Below are 19503 nucleotides of genomic sequence, written 5' to 3' on the forward strand. Positions count from 1 at the left end.
TGCGCTTCTCGTCACCGCCCAAATCGCCCCCAGCGGGCAGCGCCTGCCGCGAAGTCCACCACTTGGGGGCCCGCGACCGGCATGCCACCGATGGTTCAGCAAAGGCGCGCCCGGGCAGGTGGAGGCGCGCCTCTGAGGCGCCGAGAAGCGCAGGGCTCGTGGCCGCGCGCGCCAGCGCGCTTCGTTGTCTGACTCGTCGCGGTTGTTTGAACGCAGCGACCGCAGGTCGCGAAGTGAGTTCTGCGACGCGGCCGCGAGACCGAGCATCGCAGGGGAGTCGGTGCGCAGCACCGACCGCCGAGGCGAAGCGCCGGAGCCTGCCCGGGCGCGCCTTTGCCGCGCCGACCGCAACCCAGAGAGCAGACGTCGAAGGGCAGCTCAGGGCCACGAGCGTGCTTGACCGGATCCCACAACGACCCGTGGACCTTCTCCGAGGCTGTCAGCCCAGCGCCTGCAGCCCCAGCAGCGCCAGCGGCAACCCGGCCATGCCGATCAGCGTCGACAGCGTGACCAGGCCGGCGACGAAGCTGCCGTCGCCGCCCATGCGCGCGGCCAGCACGTAGGCGCTCGACGCCGTCGGCAGCGCCGCGAAGGCGACGACGATGGCCTGCTGGGCCGGCGGCATCTTCAATGCGATCGTCATGGCGATCGCCGCCGCGGGCAGGATGGCATGGCGGATAGCCAGGAAGGCCGCGGCCAGCCCCGGCGCCCGCTTCAGCCCGCCGAAGGTGAGCCCGGCACCCACCGCCATCAGGCCCAGCGGCAGCGCCGCCGCGCCGATGCGCACCAGTGTGGTGGTGGCCAGTTCGGGCAGTTGCAGGCCGATCAGGTTGCAGACCAGCCCGGCGGCGGTGCTGACGATCAGCGGGTTCTTCGCCAGCTCACGCCAGAAGCCGTGGCCGCCGTGGCGCGCCAGCGGCCAGACCGCGGCGATGTTGCACACCGGCACACACAGCGCCACCAGCAGCGCCACCCAGGCCACACCCTGGATGCCGGCCAGGCGCTCGGCCAGCGCCAGAGCGACGTAGGAGTTGAAGCGGAAGGCCACCTGCGCGCCCGAGGCGTGCAGCCGCGCATCGACACCTGGCCAGAGCTTGAGTGCATAGGCCAGCCCAATGCCCAGCCCGACCACGCCCAGCCCGCAACCGGCCAGCGCCGCCGCGGCCGAGGGTTGCAGCGGGTAGCGCAGGATGGCGCTGAACAGCAGCGCCGGGAAGAGCAGGTAGTAGACGAGGCGCTCGACGCCGTCCCACACGGCGCGGTTCAGCGGCGTGTGCCGGCACAGCAGCCAGCCGATCACGATCAAGGTGAAGTCGGGCAGCAGAAGCAGTGCGTCGGGCATGCGGCGAGTGTGCCAGCGGCCCGCCACGTCTCAGGGCGGACCCTGTTCGTGGTATCCACAAGGCCGGCGGTCGGCGGCTGGTGCAGCATGCGCGTTGAGGACGGGTCCGGGAACCTCCGGGCCGACCCACGCACCAATCCGCGATGCATCTTCTTCGCCTGTTCCTGAGCGCCGTGCTGTTCCTCTCCTTCGGCACGGCCCGTGCCGTGGTGATCGAGGGCCAGCATTTCGACGACAACATCCGCCTCGCCGACACCGATCTCGTGCTCAACGGCACCGGGCTGCGTGCCGTGGCCTGGTTCAAGGGCTACGCGGCCGGGCTCTACCTGCGCGAGAGGACGAAGGCGGCCGAGACGGCGCTGGCCGCCGATGGCCCGAAGCGGCTGCGCATGAAGATGATGGTCGAGGTGGAGTCCAAGGAATTCGTCAAGGCCTTCGGCAAGGGCATGCGCCGCAACCTGCAGGCGGCCGAGCGCGCCGCGCTGAGCGACCGCATCGAGCGCTTCGACCGCAGCGTCGCCGAACTGCTCGTGCTGAAGAAGGGTGACGTCGTCGACCTCGACTGGATACCCGGGCGCGGCATGGTGCTCAGCATCAACGGCCGGCCGCGCGGCGAGCCCTACGCCGGCGCACCGTTCTACGCAGCCATCCTGAAGATCTTCATCGGCCCCGATCCGGTCGACGACCGGCTCAAGGCCGGGCTGCTCGGCCAGACCTGACCCTACACTCGCCTTACCTCTCTCAACCACAAGGAGAACCGACCTATGCATCGACGCACCCTCATCGCCTCGGCCGCCCTGGCGCTCGCAGCCACGTCGCCGCTCGTGATGGCGCAGGCCTTCCCCAACAAGCCGGTTCGCCTGGTGGTGCCGTTCGCGCCGGGCGGGACGACGGACATCGTCGCCCGCATCATCTCCGAGAAGATGGGGGCCGCCCTCGGCCAGACGGTGGTGGTCGAGAACAAGGCCGGCGCCGGCGGCGCCATCGGCGCGATGGAGGTGATCAAGTCCGCGCCCGACGGCTACACGCTCAGCGTGGCGACGGTCTCGACGACCGCTGCGAACCCCGCCATCAACCCGAAGATCCCGTACGACCCGATCGCGGACTTCGTGCCGATCATGAACATCGCGGCGACGCCCAACCTGATCGCCGTGCATCCGTCCTTCCCGGCCAAGGACTACAAGGCCTTCATGGCGCTGCTCAAGAGCAGCCCGGGCAAGTTCAGCTACGCAAGTTCCGGCACTGGCGGCATCGGTCACCTGCAGACCGAGCTGTTCAAGAGCCTGTCGGGTACCTTCATCACGCACATCCCGTACCGCGGCGCCGGCCCGGCGCTGAACGACACTGTGGCCGGGCAGGTGCCGATCATCTTCGACAACCTGCCCTCGGCGCTGCCCTTCGTCAAGGAAGGCCGTCTGGTGCCGATCGTCGTCGCCGCGCCGCAGCGCCTGGCGGCGCTGCCCAACGTGCCGACCTTCAAGGAGGTGGGCCTCGAGCCGGTCAACCGCATGGCCTACTACGGCCTGCTCGCGCCCAAGGGCACGCCGAAGGAGGTCATCGACAAGATCCATGCGGCGGCAAAGACGGCGCTGCAGGACCCCGGCGTGCGCCAGCGCATCGAGGCCACCGGCTCGCTGATCGTCGGCAACACGCCGGCGGAGTTCGCCGAGCAGATCAAGGCCGAGCTGGCGGTGTACAAGAAGGTTGTCGCCCAGCAGAAGCTCACGCTGTAATCGCGCCCCGGCAGACCACGGCACCGGAAGCCACCTGCGGGTGGCTTTCCTCTTCATGACCCAGTCTTCCCCACCGATCGACCGCTTCATCGATGCCTTGTGGATCGAGGAGGGCCTGGCCGACCTGACCCTGGCCGCGTACCGGCGCGACCTGAGCCTGTTTGCCGACTGGCTGCAGCGTGAGCGCGGCCTGTCGATCGAGTCGGCCGGCGAGGCCGACCTGCTCGCCTACGCAGTGGCCCGCCACGCGGGGAGCAAGGCCAGTTCGGCGAACCGTCGGCTGAGCGTCTTCAAGCGCTTCTTCCGCTGGGCGCTGCGCGAACATCTGGTGCGGGCCGACCCGACGCTGCGGCTCGGCGCCGCGCGCACGCCATTGCGTGTGCCCAAGACACTCTCGGAAGCGCAGGTCGAGGCGCTGCTCGCCGCCCCCGATGTCGACACGCCGCTCGGCCTGCGCGACCGCACCATGCTCGAGCTGATGTACGCCAGCGGCCTGCGCGTCAGCGAGCTGGTGACGCTGAAGACCGTGCACCTGTCGCTGACCGACGGCGCGCTGCGTGTCACCGGCAAGGGCTCGAAGGAACGCCTCGTGCCCTTCGGCGAGGAGGCGCGCGTCTGGCTGGAGCGCTATCTGCACGAGGCGCGGGCCGCCATCCTGCACGGCCAGGCCAGCGACGCGCTGTTCGTCACCGGGCGTGGCGGGCCGATGACGCGGCAGATGTTCTGGAAGCTGGTCAAGTCGCATGCGCTGCGCGGCGGCGTGCACGTGCCGCTGTCGCCGCACACGCTGCGCCACGCCTTCGCGACGCACCTGCTCAACCACGGCGCCGACCTGCGCGCGGTGCAGATGCTGCTCGGCCACGCCGACATCTCGACGACGACGATCTACACCCACGTGGCGCGCGAGCGGCTCAAGTCGCTGCACGCGCAGCATCACCCGCGCGGCTGAACTTCGGCTAACCTCGCGGCCCATGCGCTACATGCTCCTGATCGTCGAGCCGCCCGGCCAGCGGGCCACCCGCAGCCGCGCCGAAGGCGAGGCTGCCTATGCGGCGATGCGCGAGTTCGGCGAGCGGCTGCGCGAGCGCGGCCAACTGGTCGCGGTCGAGTCGCTCGCCTCCCACAGCCAGGCCGCACGCGTACAGCGCAGCGGCGCGAAAGTGAGCGTCGTCGACGGCCCCTTCGCCGAAGCGAAGGAGATGATCGGTGGCTTCTTCATGATCGACGTTCCCAGCCGCGATGACGCGCTGGCCATCGCCGCCGAATGTCCTGCGGCGCAGTGGTGCCCGGTCGAGGTGCGCGCGCTGGCGCCCTGCTTCGACGATTCGGTCTGAACTGCACGACTGTCGAAAGCGCGCGCTGCGGTTCGTCGTGGGAATGAGCGGGGCAGGGGCCTCGCCACCGTCGCGAGGAGAAGTCAGATGCGCTACATGATCATCGTGCGGGCCACGGCCATGTCCGAGGCCGGCATCATCCCGGACGATCCGACGCTGCTGGCCGACATGGCCACCTACCACGAGGAACTCGCCCAGGCCGGCGTGCTGCTCGACGGCTCGGGCCTGCAGCCCAGCGCCAAGGGCTGGCGCATCCGCTGGGGCGTCGGGAAGCCGGTCGTGGTCGACGGCCCGTTCGCCGAGACCAAGGAACTGATCGCCGGCTACACGGTGATCCAGGTGCGCTCGCCGGAGGAGGCGATGGAGTGGTCGCGGCGTTTCCCGCGCCCCTTCCCGGCCGGCGTGGACTGCGAGATCGAGGTGCGCCGCCTCTACGAACTGGAAGACTTCGGAACCGATCCCGCGCTCGATCGCATGCGCGAGATCGGCCTGGGCCGCAGCGAACGCTGAGAAGGAGCGCACCATGGGACGCCAGATCTTCGTCAACCTGCCGGTCAAGGACATTCCGCGCACGCGAAGCTTCTTCACCGCGCTCGGCTTCGAGTTCAACCCGAAGTTCAGCAACGACCAGGGGCTGTGCATGCGGATCGCCGAGGACATCTTCGCGATGCTGCTGGCCGAGCCCTTCTTCCAGGGCTTCACGAAGAAGCCGGTGGCGGATGCGACAAAGACCACCGAGGTGCTGCTGGCGCTGTCCTGCGAAAGCGTTGCCGAGGTGGACGCACTCGTCGCGAAGGCGATCACTGCGGGCGGCCGCGCGCCGGTCGAGCGCAAGGACCTCGGCTTCATGGTCCAGCACGGCTTCGAGGATCCCGACGGGCACCAGTGGGAGGTGTTCTGGATGGACCCGAAGGCCGCGCCGCCGCAGGGCTGATGGCCGACGCCACGCATGCGGCGATAGCCGCGGTCTGGCGCATCGAGTCGGCGCGCATCGTCGCCGGGGTCGCGCGGATGGTGCGCGATGTCGGCCTCGCCGAGGAACTGGCGCAGGACGCGCTGATCGCCGCGCTGGAGCACTGGCCGAGCGAAGGTGTGCCCGACAACCCGGGAGCCTGGCTGATGACCACCGCGAAGCACCGCGCGCTGGACCGGCTGCGCCGCGACCAGAACCTGGCGAAGAAGCTGGAGGAGATCGGCCTCGACCTGGAGGCGCAGCAGGCGCTGGTGGTGCCCGACTTCGTCGACGAACTGGACGCGAAGCGCGCCGACACCATCGGTGACGACCTGCTGCGCCTGATCTTCACCGCCTGCCACCCGGTGCTGTCCACCGAAGCGCGGCTGGCGCTGACGCTGAAGCTGCTCGGTGGCCTGTCGACCGCCGAGATCGCGCGCGCCTTCCTCGCCACCGAGCCGACCATCGCGCAGCGCATCGTGCGCGCCAAGCGCACGCTGGCCGAGGCGCGTGTGCCCTTCGAGCTGCCGCGGGGCCAGGCGCTGCGCGAGCGGCTGGCCTCGGTGCTGGAGGTCATCTACCTGATCTTCAACGAGGGCTACACCGCCACCGCTGGCGAGGACTGGATGCGCCCCGCGCTGACGCAGGAGGCGCTGCGCCTGGGGCGTGTGCTGGCCGAGTTGATGCCCGACGAGCCGGAGGTGCAGGGCCTGGTCGCGCTGATGGAACTGCAGGCCTCGCGTTCGGCGGCGCGCGTCGATGCGCAGGGCCGGCCGGTGCTGCTGATGGCGCAGAACCGGGGTCGCTGGGACCGGCTGCTGATCCGCCGCGGCCTGCTGGCGCTGGCGCGTGCGGAGTCGCTGTGTCTGGCGGCGGGTGGCGCACTCGGCCCCTATGCGCTGCAGGCCGGCATTGCCGCCTGCCATGCACGCGCCGGCACGCCGGATGCGACCGACTGGCCGCAGATCGTGGCCCTCTACGACGCGCTGGCGCAGGTCTCGCCGTCGCCGGTGGTCGAGCTCAACCGCGCGGTGGCGGTGGGCATGGCCTTCGGTCCGGAGGCGGCGCTGGCCATCGTCGATGCACTCGCCGACGAACCGGCGCTGAAGAACTACCAGTGGCTGCCCAGCGTGCGAGCCGACCTGCTGGCCAAGCTCGGCCGCCGGGCCGAAGCGCGCGCCGAGTTCGAGCGCGCCGCGAGTCTTGCGCGCAACGCGCGCGAGCGTGAGCTGCTGCTGGAGCGCGCCCGCGCGATGGAAGGCTGATCGTCAGGCCGCGACGACCGGGATCTTGCCGATCTTCGCCTGCCACTCCTTCGGCCCGGTGTTGTGCACGCTGATGCCCTGGGCATCGACGGCCACGGTCACCGGCATGTCCTGGATCTCGAACTCGTAGATCGCTTCCATGCCGAGGTCGGCGAATCCGGCCACGCGCGACTTCTTGATCGCCTTGGAGACGAGGTAGGCCGCGCCGCCCACCGCCATCAGGTAGGCGCTCTTGTGCTTGCGGATCGCCTCGATCGCCACCGGGCCGCGCTCGGCCTTGCCGATCATCGCGATCAGGCCGGTCTGCGCCAGCATCATCTCGGTGAACTTGTCCATGCGCGTGGCCGTGGTCGGGCCGGCCGGGCCGACCACCTCGTCGCGCACCGGGTCGACCGGGCCGACGTAGTAGATGACGCGGTTGGCGAAGTCCACCGGCAGCGTCTCGCCCTTGGCCAGCATGTCCTGGATGCGCTTGTGCGCAGCGTCGCGGCCGGTGAGCATCCTGCCGGACAGCAGCAGCGTGTCGCCCGGCTTCCAGCTCGCCACCTCTTCCTTCGTCAGCGTGTCGAGGTTGACCTTCTTCGACTTGTTGTAGTCGGGCTGCCAGTGCACGTCGGGCCACAGGTCCAGGCTGGGCGGCTCCATGTAGGCCGGGCCGGAGCCGTCGAGCACCACGTGGGCGTGGCGCGTCGCGGCGCAGTTCGGGATCATCGCCACCGGCTTGCTCGCCGCGTGGGTCGGGAAGGTGGCGATCTTCACGTCGAGCACGGTCGTCAGGCCGCCCAGGCCCTGCGCGCCGATGCCCAGCGCGTTGATCTTCTCGTACAGCTCGATGCGCAGCTCTTCGAGCTTGTTGCTCGGGCCGCGCTGGAGCAGGTCGAACATGTCGATCGGCTCCATCAGCACTTCCTTGGCCAGCAGCATCGCCTTCTCGGCCGTGCCGCCGACACCGATGCCCAGCATGCCCGGCGGGCACCAGCCGGCGCCCATGGTCGGCACCGTCTTCATCACCCAGTCGACCAGGTTGTCGCTCGGGTTCATCATGATGAACTTGCTCTTGTTCTCGCTGCCGCCGCCCTTGGCGGCCACGGTCACGTCGAGCGTGGCGCCCGGCACCACCGTCATGTGGATCACCGCCGGCGTGTTGTCCTTGGTGTTCTTGCGGTCGAACAGCGGGTCGCCGAGCACCGAGGCGCGCAGCGTGTTCTCCGGGTCGAGGTAGCCGCGGCGCACGCCGTCGTTGACGGCGTCCTCGATGCTGCCGGCGAAGCCCTCGAAGCGCAGGTCCATGCCGATCTTCAGGAACACGTTGACGATGCCGGTGTCCTGGCAGATCGGCCGGTGACCTTCGGCGCACATCTTCGAGTTGGTCAGGATCTGCGCGATCGCGTCCTTCGCCGCCGGGCTCTGCTCGGAGGCGTATGCGCGCGCCAGGTGCTCGATGTAGTCGGCCGGGTGGTAGTAGCTGATGTACTGCAGTGCGGCGGCGACGCTGTCGACCAGGTCGGCGTAGCGGATGGTGGTGGTCATGGTGGTTCCCGATCAGGCGCGAAGGCGGCATGACGCCGCCGATCCCGAAAGTGTAGCCAGAGGGCTGACGCCTGCCTGATCGCGGGCTGCGGCGCAAGCGCGGCGCGCATGTCCGTCAGAACCAGAGCCTTCTGCGCGGATCAGCAGGAACCCCCACCTAGAATCCGCGCTCCCCTTGCTCCGCCACTGTCCACGCGCCGAATGAGCCTGCTGCCCATCGTCGTCCTGTTGCCCCTGCTGCTGGGGACCCTGCTGTGTTTCTGGAGCGGCCGTGTGGAAACGCCGGCGCGGCGCCGGCTCACCGCCTGGCTGGCCGCGGCGGTGACGGGCAGCGCCCTGATGCTGCTGCTGGTGATGGCGCCGGCGGTGTTCGACGGCCAGGTACTGCTCGCCGGGGCCGACTGGGTGCCGGCCATCGGGCTGAATGCCCGCTTCCGTCTCGACGGACTGGCGCTGATGTTCGCCGGCCTGATCACCGGCATCGGGCTGCTCATCATCCTCTACGCCGCCTGGTACCTGAAGGCGAGCGACCCGGCGGGCAAGTTCTACACGCTGATGATGCTGTTCATGGCGGCGATGCTGGGCATCGTGCTGTCGGACAACCTGCTGCTGCTGGTGGTGTTCTGGGAGCTGACCAGCGTCTCGTCCTTCCTGCTGGTCGGCTACTGGGGCCACAAGGCCGAGGCACGCGCCGGCGCGCGCATGGCGCTGGCGGTCACCGGCGGCGGCGGCCTGGTGCTGCTGGCCGGTGTCGTGCTGCTCGGCCACATCGCCGGCACCTACGAGCTCTCGGCGATGTTCGAGCGCGCCGGGCAGATCCGCGCCCACGCGCTGTTCCCGCTGGCCACGGTGCTGGTGCTGATCGGCTGCTTCACCAAGAGCGCGCAACTGCCGTTCCACTTCTGGCTGCCCGAGGCGATGGCCGCACCGACGCCGGTGTCGGCCTACCTGCACTCGGCGACCATGGTCAAGGCCGGCATCTTCCTGCTCGCGCGGCTGTACCCGGTGCTCGGCGGCACCGGGCTGTTCGAGGGAATCGTCGCCACGACGGGCCTGGCCACCATGGCCTTCGCCGCCTACGTGGCGGTGTTCAAGCACGACCTGAAGGGGCTGCTGGCCTACTCGACGATCAGCCACCTCGGGCTGATCACCTTCCTGATCGGGCTGGCCTCGCCGCTGTCGGCGGTGGCGGCGGTGTTCCACATCCTCAACCACGCCACCTTCAAGGCCTCGCTGTTCATGACCGCGGGCATCATCGACCACGAGACCGGCACGCGCGACATGCGCCGGCTCGCCGGCCTGATGAAGCTGATGCCCTGGACGGCCACGCTGGCGATGATCGCCGCCGCCTCGATGGCCGGCATCCCGCTGGCCAACGGCTTCCTCTCCAAGGAGATGTTCTTCGCCGAGGCGGTGGGCATCGAGCGCGGCGCCGTGTGGGGCGTGCTGGTGCCGCTGGTGGCCACCTTCGGCGGCATATGCTCGGTGGCCTACTCGCTGCGCTTCATCCACGACGTCTTCTTCAACGGCGAGCCGAAGGACCTGCCCAACCCGCATCCGCACGAGCCGCCGCTGTTGATGAAGGCGCCGGTGGCGCTGCTGGTGGTGAGCTGCCTCGTCGTTGGCGTGGCGCCGGCGCTGACCTTCGGGCCGCTGGTGCACGTGGCCGCCACCGCGGTGCTGGGCCACGCGCCGCCCGAGTACCACCTGGCCCTCTGGCACGGCTTCAACCTGCCGCTGGCGATGAGCGCGGTGGCGCTGGTCGGCGGCGTGGCGATGTACTTCGCGCTGCAGCGCCGCTTCAACCTGCACCTGCATCACCCCAGGGGCTGGACCGGGAGGCTGATCTTCACCCACGCGGTCGACGGCCTGTTCGCGCTCGCCGGCAAGATCACGCAGCGGCTGGAGAACGGCTCGCTGCAGCGTTATGCGGCGTGGATGGTCGGCTGCGCCGTGCTGCTCGCCGCCTGGCCGTGGCTGACAGGGCAGGGTGATGCACCGGGCACCGGCACGCGCAGTCTGCTGCCAGCCTCGCCATTGTCGATGGTGGCCTGGGCACTGCTCATCGCCGCCGGCGCTGCGCTGGTGCTGACCCACCACCAGCGCTTCCGCGCCGTGGTGCTGGTCGGCGTGGTCGGGCTGGTGACCTCGCTGACCTTCCTCGCGCTGTCGGCGCCCGACCTCGCACTGACGCAGTTGTCGGTGGAGGTGGTGTCCACCGTGCTGCTGCTGATGGGCCTGGCGCTGCTGCCGCAGACCTCGCCGCGCGAGTCGAGCGGGCGGCGCAAAGCCCGTGATGCGGTGCTCGCGCTGGCCGGCGGCAGCGGCATCGCCTGGCTGACCTGGCTGATGCTGACGCGCGACCACGATTCGATCGCCTGGTACTTCCTCGAGAACAGTGTGTCGAAGGGCGGCGGCACCAACGCCGTCAACGTGATACTGGTCGACTTCCGCGGCTACGACACCTTCGGCGAGATCACCGTGCTGGGCATTGCCGCGGTCGGCGTGCTGGCGCTGCTCGACGGCTTGCGCGTGCGCCGACCCGAGGCCGACCCCCAGGGCCGCGCCTGGAGCTTCGAGCGCGAGCCGCTGATGCTGCGCGTGGCCGCGCGCATCGTGCTGCCGCTGGCGCTGGTGGCCAGCGTGTACATCTTCTGGCGCGGCCACAACCTGCCCGGTGGCGGCTTCATCGCCGGCCTGGTCACCGCGGTGGCGCTGGTGCTGCAGTACATGGCCAGCGGCCAGGACCGCGCCGAGGCGCTGCTGCACGCCGGCGGCGGCCGGCGCTACACACGCTGGGTCGGCACCGGCCTGGCGATCGCCGGGCTGACCGGCATCGGCGCCTTCGTGTTCGGCCGGCCCTTCCTGACCAGCGCCTTCGGCCACCCCGTGGTGCCGGTGCTGGGCGAACTGCCGCTGGCCACGGCGGCGCTGTTCGACCTCGGCGTCTACATCACCGTGGTCGGCGCGACCATGCTGATGCTCTCGGCGCTGGGCGCTGCCAGCAAGGAGCGGCACGCATGATCAGCATGGAACTGCTCGTCGCCAGCGGCGTGGGCTGGGTCACCGCCTGCGGCATCTACCTGCTGCTGCGCGGCCGCACCTTCCCGGTGGTGCTGGGCCTGACGCTGATCGGCTACGCGGTCAACGTCTTCATCTTCGCGATGGGCCGGCTGTGGAGCAATGCTGCGCCCATCCTCGCCGGTGGCCCGGACGTGGCCGACCCGCTGCCGCAGGCGCTGGTGCTGACGGCGATCGTGATCGGCTTTGCCACCACCGGCTTCGTGATCGAACTGGCGCTGCGCAGCCGCCACGAGTCGGGCTCCGACCATGTCGACGGCCGGCGCGACAAGGACGACGCCGAAGGGGCCGAGCGATGAGCCTGGCCAGCCTGTTCGACACCCATCTGGCCATCCTGCCGGTGCTGCTGCCCGCGGCCACGGCAGTGCTGCTGCTCCTGCTCGGCGATGCCGCCGGCGACACCTCGGGCAGCCATGGCCACCAAAAGCGCCAATGGGCGCGGCGCATCGCCATCGCGTCGGTCGCGTTGGGCCTGCTGCTCGCGGCGCGGCTGATGATCGAGGCCCATGCCGGAGCGGGTGCGCTGCGGGTCTACCGCGTCGGCGACTGGCCCGCGCCGTTCGGCATCGTGCTGGTGGTCGATCGGCTGTCGGCGCTGATGCTGCTGCTCACCGCCTGCGTGGCGCTGCCGGTGCTGGTCTACGCCAGCGGCGGCTGGGACGCGCACGGCCGCCACTTCCACGCCCTGTTCCAGTTCCAGCTGATGGGCCTGAACGGCGCCTTCGTCACCGGCGACCTGTTCAACCTGTTCGTCTTCTTCGAGGTGCTGCTGATCGCCAGCTACGTGCTGATGCTGCATGGCCAGGGCCGCGAGCGCTATCGCGTCGGCGTGCACTACGTGGTGCTGAACCTGGTGGCGTCGGCGCTGTTCCTGATCGGCGTGGCGCTGCTGTACGCGTTGACCGGCACGCTCAACTTCGCCGACCTCGCGCTGCGCGTGCCGAAGGTGGCCGGCCCCGAGGCCGTGGTGCTGCAGGCCTCGGCGCTGATCCTGCTCGTCGTGTTCGGCTTCAAGGCGGCGCTGATGCCGCTGGCGATGTGGCTGCCGGCCACCTACGCCGCCGCCAGCGCGCCGGTGGCGGCGCTGTTCGCGATCATGACCAAGGTCGGCGTCTACGCGATCGTGCGTGTGCACGGCGTGGTGTTCGGCGCCGATGCCGGCGCTTCGGCCTTCACCGTGCAGCCGCTGCTGCTGCCGCTGGCGCTGCTCACCTCGGCGGTGGGCGTGCTGGGCGCGCTGGCCGCCACCACGCTGCCGCGCCTGATCGCCTGGCTGACGGTGGCCTCGGTGGGCACGGTGCTGGCGGCGCTGGGCCTGTTCAGCGCCGCGGCCTGGTCGGCGGCGCTGTACTACATGGCCAACAGCACGCTGGTGATCGCCGGGCTGTTCCTGCTCGCCGAACTGGTGGCGGCGCAGCGCGGCGAGGTCGGCGAGCGCCTCGAGCCGGCCTCGGCCGTGGCGCAGCCGACGCTGCTCGGCCTGATGCTGCTGCTGGCCGCGGCCTCGGTGGCCGGCCTGCCGCCGCTGCCGGGCTTCATCGGCAAGCTGATGATCCTCGAGGCCGCGCTGCCTCACGCCGGCGTGGTGGCGGTGTGGGCAGTGGTGCTGACGGTCGGCTTCTTCACCCTGATCGGGCTGGCGCGCGCCGGCAGCATCCTGTTCTGGAATGTGCGGGCCGACATGCCCGCCACGACCTCCGGGGCGAGCCCGCGCCTGATCGTCGCGACGCTCGTGCTGCTGGCCTTCAGCGTGGCGATGAGCGCCTTCGCCGAGCCGCTGAAGCGCTACACCGACGCCGCCGCGGCGCAGTTGCTCGACCGCCGCGCCTACGCCGAGGCGGTGCTCGGCGAGCGCGGCGTGGAGACCGACACCACGCGGCCCTATCGCATCACGCCGGGGAGGGCGAAATGAACACGCCGCCCAAGACCCCGGCCGGCTGGCTCTCGCACCCGGTGCTGTCGCTGCTGCTGGCGGCCGCCTGGCTGCTGCTGCAGCAGAGCCTGGCCGTGCCGCAGCTGATCAGCGCCGTCGTGCTCGGCCTGGGGCTGCCGCGGCTGCTGCACGGCTTCCTTGGCCCCGGCGCGCGCTTGCGCGCGCCGGTCACTGCGCTTCGTTTTGCCGGCATCGTGCTGTGGGACATCGTGCTGTCCAACCTCACGGTGGCGCGCCTCGTGCTGAACCCGGCTTCGCGGCCGCAGCCGGCCTGGGTGCCGGTGCCGCTGGCGCTGACGAACCCCACCGCGATCACGCTGCTGGCCACCATCATCACCACCACGCCGGGCACGGTGTCCTGCGTGGTCGACGAGGCGCGCGGCGAGATCCTGGTGCATGCGCTGGACTGCACCGACCCGGCCGGGATGGCGGCCCAGATCAAGCAGCGCTACGAGGCGCCCCTGCTGGAGATCTTCGGATGAACCTGATCGACGCGGCATTGAACTTCGCGATCGCGGCTGCATCTGTGGCCATGGTGCTGTGCGCGTGGCGGCTGTTGCGCGGCCCGGAAACCACCGACCGGCTGCTCGCGCTGGACACGCTCTACATCAACACCGTCGCGCTGGTCATCCTGCTGGGCCTGCGCTGGCGGACCGACCTGCTGTTCGAGGCCGCGCTGATCATCGCGATGCTCGGTTTCGTTTCCACCGTCGCCCTGGCGCGCTACCTCAGCCGCGGCGACGTGATCGAGTGACGGAGGCCAGACGATGGATCAACTGCCGATGTGGGTGGAAGTGATCGTGGCGGCGCTGCTGGTGGTCGGCGGCGTGTTCACGCTGGTCGGAGCGATCGGCATGCTGCGGTTCCCCGACTTCTACATGCGCCTGCACGCCCCGACCAAGGCCACCACGCTGGGCGTGGGCGGCGTGCTGCTGGCCAGCCTGGCGCTGAGCTGGTGGCGCGGCGAGTTCGGCGTGCATGAACTGCTGATCACGCTGTTCCTGTTCATCACCGCGCCGGTGTCGGCCAACCTGATGGCCAAGGCGGCGATGCACCTGCACGTGCCGTCTAAGGCGGGCGAGCCGCCGCGGGGCGCGCGGCCGTGAAGCCCGGCGCCTGGCGCGACTGGCTGCCCAGCCCGCAGGCGCTGCAGGGCAACCGCTGGCTGCGCTGGATCGGCCCGGCGCTGCACCATCCGCGCCTGTGGCACCTGAACCGCCGCGGTGTGGCGCTGGGCCTGGCGCTGGGGCTGTTCTTCGGCCTGCTGATCCCGATCGCGCAGATTCCGCTGGCCGGCGCCGCCGCGGTACTGCTGCGCGCCAACGTGCCGATGGCGGTGGCCAGCACGCTGGTCACGAACCCGGTGACCTTCGGCCCCGTGTACTACGCTGCCTGGCGCACCGGCAATGCGATCCTCGGTGACGACGGCCGTTCGCAGCCTCCTGCGCCGCAAGCGGACGCACCACAGGGCAGTTGGTGGGAGCGCGCCTGGCAGCGCATCGAGCAGGCCGGCAAGCCCCTGCTGCTCGGCCTGGCGATCTTCGCCACCGGCTTCGGGCTGCTCGGCTACCTGCTGGTCACGCTGGCGTGGCGCATCAAGGTGGTGCTGGCGCGGCGCCGCCGCTGCAAGGCCTACGCCTGACGAGCTGGCCGCAGCAGCATCACGATCAGCGTCACCACCGTCAGCGGCACCACGAAGCCCAGCATCACGTTGCTGAAGAAGGGCAGGGCGTCGTGCTGCTGCGCCGCGAGGATCAGGTAGGCGACGTAAGCCACGTAGTAGCCAACGAAGACACCGCCCTCCCAGCGGGCGATCTCGCGGCCGGTGACGAACACCGGCAGGCAGGCCAGGCTGACCGCCAGCATCACCCAGATGTCGAAGGACAGCAGCGAAGGCGCCAGCGGCAGCCCCGCGGAACCGGCGGCCAGCCCGGAGATTCCCAGGCAGCCGAGGATGTTGAAGGTGTTGCTGCCCACCACGTTGCCCACCGCGATGTCGCGCTCGCCCTTGAGCGCGGCGGCGATCGAGGTGGCCACCTCGGGCATGGACGTGCCGGCGGCGACGATGGTCAGCGCGATCACCACGTCGCTGACGCCCAGCGCCTTGGCGAAGTTCACCGCCGCGCCGACCAGCGCCTCCGAGCCGACGACCAGGAAGCCCAGCCCGGCGGCGATCAGCAGCAATTGCACCGGCAGCTTGGCATCCCAGGCGCCCTCGGCGGCGGGCCTGACCTCTTCGTCGTACTCGGTGGCCTGCGCCGAGGCGCGGCGCGACTGCACGATGAGGAAGACCGTGTAGGCGGCCATCAGCACGGCGAGCAGGGCGGCATCGAAGGCGCCGAGCCGGCCGTCCAGCCCGAGCAGGAGCAGCAGCAGCGCCGCGCCGATCATGATCGGCACCTCCTGGCGGATCAGCTGCAGGTTCACCACCAGCGGCGTGATCAGCGCGCTGGCGCCGAGGATGAACAGCACGTTGAAGATGTTGCTGCCGACCGCGTTGCCGGCCGCGATGTCGGTGCGGCCGTCGAGCACGGCGCCGACGGACACCGCCACCTCGGGCGCGCTGGTGCCGAAGGCGACGATCGTCAGGCCGACCACCAGCGGCGAGATGCCGAAGGACAGCGCCAGCTTCGAGGCGCCGCGCACCAGCAGCGTGGCGCCGATCACCAGGCCGGCAAGGCCGGCGACGAACAGCAGAGCGTCGGCCATGGTACGGAGATCTCCCGGGTCAGTGACTCGACTTGCTCGGCGCGTGCACCATCACGCGGTCGGTCAGTGCGATGGCCAGCGCGGAAAGCAGGAAGGCGATGTGGATCACCGTCTGCCACAGCAGCACCTTGTCGGTGTAGTTGGCCGCGTTGATGAAGGTCTTAAGCAGGTGGATCGAGCTGATGCCGATGATCGCCGTGGCCAGCTTGACCTTCAGCACCGAGGCGTTGACGTGGCTCAGCCACTCCGGCTGGTCCGGGTGGCCTTCGAGGTCGAGGCGCGAGACGAAGGTCTCGTAGCCGCCGACGATGACCATGATCAGCAGGTTGCTGATCATCACCACGTCGATCAGCGCCAGCACCACCAGCATGATGATGGTCTCGTTCAGCGCGGTGGGAGCGATGTCGCTCTTGTAGCCGATGCTCGAGACCAGCTTGTCCAGCGCGCCGGTGTTGCCGAAGGCGGCCTCGATCAGGTGGACCAGCTCGACCCAGAAGTGGAACACGTAGACCGCCTGCGCCAGGATCAGGCCCAGGTACAGCGGCAACTGCAGCCAGCGGCTGGCGAAGATCAGCCGCGGCAGGGGGCGCTGGGGGGAGAGCGTCGGCGGGCGGTCGGGGGCGGCCATGGTGATTTCGCTTGGTGTTGTTCCGGGTTTGGCGCAGGATTCTAGGCTGCGTAGCATGACGGCCGTGCCGGGGCGTCAGCCCTTCGTAAGAGCTTCTGCCTAATGTCCGGGCCAAAGCAACCACCACCATCGAGGAGACTTCATGAGCTCGAGCCACCTGTATCCGCCGCCTGAGAACGCCGTCAAGGGCGCCCACGTCTCGGGCATCGAGGCCTACAACACGCTGTGCGCCGAGGCGGAGGCCGACTACGAAGGCTTCTGGTCCCGCCAGGCGCGCGAGCTGCTCAGCTGGAAGAAGCCCTTCACCAAGGCGCTGGACGAGAGCGGCGCGCCGTTCTTCAAGTGGTTCGAGGACGGCACGCTCAACGTCTCCTACAACTGCCTGGACCGCAATGTCGAGAAGGGTCTGGGCGACAAGACCGCGATCATCTTCGAGGCCGACGACGGCAAGGTCACCAAGGTCAGCTACAAGACGCTGCTCGCGCAGACCTGCCAGCTCGCCAACGCGCTGAAGGCGCGCGGCATCAAGAAGGGCGACCGCGTCGTCATCTACATGTCGATGAGCGTCGAGGGCGTCGTCGCGATGCAGGCCTGCGCGCGCATCGGCGCCACCCACTCGGTGGTGTTCGGTGGCTTCTCGGCGCAGTCGCTGCGCGACCGCATCGAGGACGCCGGCGCGGTGGCCGTGATCACCGCCGACGAGCAGTTGCGCGGCGGCAAGCAGCTGCCGCTGAAGTCCATCGTCGACGAGGCGCTCGCGCTCGGCGGCTGTGATGCCATCAGGAACGTGATCGTCTACAAGCGCACCGGCGGCAACATCGCCTGGACCGCCGGCCGCGACGAGTGGCTGCACGACGTGGTGGCCAGCCAGAGCACCACCTGCGAGCCGGAGTGGGTCGGCGCCGAGCACCCGCTGTTCCTGCTCTACACCTCGGGCTCGACCGGCAAGCCCAAGGGCGTGCAGCACAGCACCGGCGGCTATCTGCTGCACGCAGCGCTGACCACCAAGTGGACCTTCGACCTGAAGGACAACGACATCTTCTGGTGCACCGCCGACATCGGCTGGGTCACCGGCCACACCTACATCGCCTACGGCCCGCTGGCCCTGGGCGGCACCGAGATCGTCTTCGAGGGCGTGCCCACCTACCCGGACGCGGGCCGCTTCTGGAAGATGATCCAGGACCACAAGGTCACGATCTTCTACACCGCGCCGACCGCCATCCGCTCGCTGATCAAGGCCGCCGAAGCCAATGACGCGGTGCACCCGAAGAGCTACGACCTGAAGAGCCTGCGCATCCTCGGCTCGGTGGGCGAGCCGATCAACCCTGCAGCCTGGGAGTGGTACCACCTGCACGTGGGCGGCGGCCGCTGCCCGATCGTCGACACCTTCTGGCAGACCGAGACCGGCGGCCACATGATCACGCCGCTGCCGGGCGCCACCACGCTGGTGCCGGGCTCCTGCACGCTGCCCTTCCCGGGCATCATGGCCGCGGTGGTCGACGAGACCGGCAAGGAAGTGCCCTGGGGCCAGGGCGGCATCCTGGTCGTCAAGCGCCCCTGGCCGTCGATGATCCGCACCATCTGGGGCGATCCGGAGCGCTTCAAGAAGAGCTACTACCCGGAAGACTTCAAGGGCAAGTACTACCTCGCCGGCGACGGTGCGATCCGCGACGAGAAGACCGGCTACTTCACCATCACCGGCCGCATCGACGACGTGCTGAACGTCTCCGGCCACCGCATGGGCACGATGGAGATCGAGTCGGCGCTGGTCTCGCACACCGAACTGGTGGCCGAGGCTGCCGTGGTCGGCCGCCCGGACGACACCACCGGCGAGGCGATCTGCGCCTTCGTCGTGCTCAAGCGTCCGCGCCCGACCGGCGAGGAGGCCAAGCGCATCGCCAAGGAACTGCGTGACTGGGTCGGCAAGGAGATCGGCCCGATCGCCAAGCCCAAGGACATCCGCTTCGGCGACAACCTGCCGAAGACCCGCTCGGGCAAGATCATGCGCCGCCTGCTGCGCTCGGTGGCCAAGGGCGAGACGATCACGCAGGACACGTCCACGCTGGAGAATCCGGCCATCCTCGATCAACTGTCACAGGTGAACTGAGCCTCGAAGCCTGAAGCGAAACGCGGCGCCCCGGCGCCGCGTTTTCGTTGGTGGCGACAGCGACTATTCGCGGGGCCTGAAGCTGATCTCGAAGGAGGAGGGCACACGCCCGTCGGTGTCGCGCGGCAGGATCTCGGTCTTGTCGATCGCGCGCAGCACAGCCTCGTCCCAGGCCGGCACGCCGCTGCTCTTGAGCAGGCGTTTGCCGATGATGGTGCCGTCGGGTGCCGCCTTGACCTCGACAGTCGCCAGCGGGTTGCCGGAGATGGTGTCGCTGAAGACGATGTTCGGCAGGATGCGCGCCTTGATTCGGCCGGCGTAGGTCGCCGACGGCCCGGCCGTGCGCGCGGCGGCGCCGGGCGAGTTCGGTGCGCCGTCGCCGGCCAGCGCGGCCATGCGGGCGATCTGGTCCTCGCGGCGCTTCTCCGCTGCGGCGGCCTCGGCGGCCTCGCGCTTCTTCTTCTCGGCCAACTCCTTCTTCTTCAGCTCGGCCTCGTCCTGCTTGCGCTGCGCTTCTTCCTTCTGGCGCTGCAGCTCCTCGCGCTTCGCCTCTTCCTTGCGCTTCTCTTCCTCGCGCTTCGCCTTCTCGATGGCGATCTGCGCGTCGGGCACCTTGGGCGTGGGCTCGACCTTGGGCGGTGGTGGTGGCTCGACCTTCTTCGGCTGCGGCGTCGGCTCCGGCTCCACCGGCTTGGGCGCGGCGATCTGCGGCACCGCTGCCCACAGCTCGGCCTCGACGCCGGCCGGGTCGCTGGTGCGCCAGCTGACGCTGAAGGCGATCGCCACCACCAGCAGCGCGTGCACGCCGAGCGCGAGCATCAGCCCGCGGCCGGTGCCGTCGGGGCTGCGCGGAATCAGCGCGTCGCGTGTCAGTACCGCCGAAGTCATG

Annotated in this window: 20 protein-coding genes; 15 read left to right on the top strand and 5 right to left on the bottom strand. The window is 69.8% G+C overall.

Annotation, left to right across the window (positions count from 1 at the left end; translation table 11 throughout):
• Nucleotides 1–439: 439 nt before the first annotated feature.
• A complete protein-coding gene (locus tag AAG801_RS00445) occupies nucleotides 440–1342 on the bottom strand; it encodes an AEC family transporter (protein WP_341886652.1) in 903 nt (300 codons plus the stop codon).
• Between the two features lie 143 nt (nucleotides 1343–1485).
• On the opposite strand from AAG801_RS00445, the gene AAG801_RS00450 reads away from it, so the two are divergent.
• The 7 genes from AAG801_RS00450 to AAG801_RS00480 all read left to right on the top strand — a co-directional run bounded on the left by AAG801_RS00450 (nucleotide 1486) and on the right by AAG801_RS00480 (nucleotide 6626).
• The gene (locus AAG801_RS00450; RefSeq protein ID WP_341886653.1) at nucleotides 1486–2061 is read left to right on the top strand and encodes a chalcone isomerase family protein; all 576 of its coding nucleotides are present in this window, start codon (nucleotides 1486–1488) and stop codon (nucleotides 2059–2061) included.
• Between the two features lie 45 nt (nucleotides 2062–2106).
• Nucleotides 2107–3075: a tripartite tricarboxylate transporter substrate binding protein BugE gene (locus AAG801_RS00455; RefSeq protein ID WP_341886654.1), complete on the top strand. Its 969-nt coding sequence runs from the start codon at nucleotides 2107–2109 to the stop codon at nucleotides 3073–3075.
• A gap of 55 nt (nucleotides 3076–3130) precedes the next feature.
• Nucleotides 3131–4024, top strand: coding sequence for a site-specific tyrosine recombinase XerD (gene xerD, locus AAG801_RS00460; protein WP_341886655.1), 894 nt, complete (start codon nucleotides 3131–3133; stop codon nucleotides 4022–4024).
• 22 nt (nucleotides 4025–4046) lie between these two features.
• On the top strand, nucleotides 4047–4409 hold the full coding sequence (locus tag AAG801_RS00465; RefSeq protein WP_341886656.1) for a YciI family protein: 363 nt from the start codon (nucleotides 4047–4049) through the stop codon (nucleotides 4407–4409).
• Nucleotides 4410–4496: 87 nt separating this feature from the next.
• Nucleotides 4497–4919, top strand: coding sequence for a YciI family protein (locus AAG801_RS00470; protein WP_341886657.1), 423 nt, complete (start codon nucleotides 4497–4499; stop codon nucleotides 4917–4919).
• A gap of 13 nt (nucleotides 4920–4932) precedes the next feature.
• Nucleotides 4933–5343 (top strand): VOC family protein, encoded by a 411-nt coding sequence (locus tag AAG801_RS00475; RefSeq protein WP_341886658.1) that lies wholly within the window; start codon nucleotides 4933–4935, stop codon nucleotides 5341–5343.
• Nucleotides 5343–6626: an RNA polymerase sigma factor gene (locus AAG801_RS00480; protein WP_341886659.1), complete on the top strand. Its 1284-nt coding sequence runs from the start codon at nucleotides 5343–5345 to the stop codon at nucleotides 6624–6626. Before AAG801_RS00475 ends, AAG801_RS00480 begins: the two co-directional genes overlap by 1 nt.
• Nucleotides 6627–6629: 3 nt before the next feature.
• Here AAG801_RS00480 and AAG801_RS00485 read toward each other — a convergent pair whose 3' ends face one another.
• Complete coding sequence (locus AAG801_RS00485; protein ID WP_341886660.1) at nucleotides 6630–8156, bottom strand: fumarate hydratase; 1527 nt, start codon at nucleotides 8154–8156, stop codon at nucleotides 6630–6632.
• 201 nt (nucleotides 8157–8357) lie between these two features.
• Here AAG801_RS00485 and AAG801_RS00490 point away from each other — a divergent pair, with 201 nt between their 5' ends.
• From AAG801_RS00490 to AAG801_RS00520, 7 genes are read left to right on the top strand one after another with little or no spacing between them, the layout of a single operon-like run.
• The gene (locus tag AAG801_RS00490) at nucleotides 8358–11180 is read left to right on the top strand and encodes a monovalent cation/H+ antiporter subunit A (protein WP_341886661.1); all 2823 of its coding nucleotides are present in this window, start codon (nucleotides 8358–8360) and stop codon (nucleotides 11178–11180) included.
• A complete protein-coding gene (locus AAG801_RS00495; protein WP_341886662.1) occupies nucleotides 11177–11536 on the top strand; it encodes a Na+/H+ antiporter subunit C in 360 nt (119 codons plus the stop codon). Before AAG801_RS00490 ends, AAG801_RS00495 begins: the two co-directional genes overlap by 4 nt.
• Nucleotides 11533–13149, top strand: a complete 1617-nt coding sequence (locus AAG801_RS00500; protein ID WP_341886663.1) for a monovalent cation/H+ antiporter subunit D — start codon at nucleotides 11533–11535, stop codon at nucleotides 13147–13149. The genes AAG801_RS00495 and AAG801_RS00500 overlap by 4 nt, the downstream gene beginning before the upstream one ends.
• Nucleotides 13146–13652, top strand: a complete 507-nt coding sequence (locus AAG801_RS00505) for a Na+/H+ antiporter subunit E (RefSeq protein WP_341886664.1) — start codon at nucleotides 13146–13148, stop codon at nucleotides 13650–13652. The genes AAG801_RS00500 and AAG801_RS00505 overlap by 4 nt, the downstream gene beginning before the upstream one ends.
• Nucleotides 13649–13924, top strand: a complete 276-nt coding sequence (locus AAG801_RS00510) for a K+/H+ antiporter subunit F (protein WP_341886665.1) — start codon at nucleotides 13649–13651, stop codon at nucleotides 13922–13924. The genes AAG801_RS00505 and AAG801_RS00510 overlap by 4 nt, the downstream gene beginning before the upstream one ends.
• Nucleotides 13925–13937: 13 nt before the next feature.
• Complete coding sequence (locus AAG801_RS00515) at nucleotides 13938–14276, top strand: Na+/H+ antiporter subunit G (protein ID WP_341886666.1); 339 nt, start codon at nucleotides 13938–13940, stop codon at nucleotides 14274–14276.
• The gene (locus AAG801_RS00520) at nucleotides 14273–14812 is read left to right on the top strand and encodes a DUF2062 domain-containing protein (RefSeq protein ID WP_341886667.1); all 540 of its coding nucleotides are present in this window, start codon (nucleotides 14273–14275) and stop codon (nucleotides 14810–14812) included. The genes AAG801_RS00515 and AAG801_RS00520 overlap by 4 nt, the downstream gene beginning before the upstream one ends.
• Here AAG801_RS00520 and AAG801_RS00525 read toward each other — a convergent pair.
• Together AAG801_RS00525 and AAG801_RS00530 are read right to left on the bottom strand one after the other, a co-directional pair.
• Nucleotides 14803–15879 (bottom strand): calcium/sodium antiporter, encoded by a 1077-nt coding sequence (locus AAG801_RS00525; RefSeq protein WP_341886668.1) that lies wholly within the window; start codon nucleotides 15877–15879, stop codon nucleotides 14803–14805. The genes AAG801_RS00520 and AAG801_RS00525 overlap by 10 nt on opposite strands.
• A gap of 19 nt (nucleotides 15880–15898) precedes the next feature.
• Nucleotides 15899–16507: a TIGR00645 family protein gene (locus AAG801_RS00530; protein ID WP_341886669.1), complete on the bottom strand. Its 609-nt coding sequence runs from the start codon at nucleotides 16505–16507 to the stop codon at nucleotides 15899–15901.
• A 142-nt stretch (nucleotides 16508–16649) separates the two neighbouring features.
• On the opposite strand from AAG801_RS00530, the gene acs reads away from it, so the two are divergent.
• Nucleotides 16650–18614: an acetate--CoA ligase gene (acs, locus tag AAG801_RS00535; RefSeq protein ID WP_341886670.1), complete on the top strand. Its 1965-nt coding sequence runs from the start codon at nucleotides 16650–16652 to the stop codon at nucleotides 18612–18614.
• A 63-nt stretch (nucleotides 18615–18677) separates the two neighbouring features.
• On the opposite strand, the gene tolA is transcribed toward acs, so the two are convergent.
• Nucleotides 18678–19502: a cell envelope integrity protein TolA gene (gene tolA / locus AAG801_RS00540; RefSeq protein WP_341886671.1), complete on the bottom strand. Its 825-nt coding sequence runs from the start codon at nucleotides 19500–19502 to the stop codon at nucleotides 18678–18680.
• Nucleotide 19503 lies beyond the last annotated feature (1 nt).

The organism is Variovorax sp. YR752 (genome assembly GCF_943372545.1).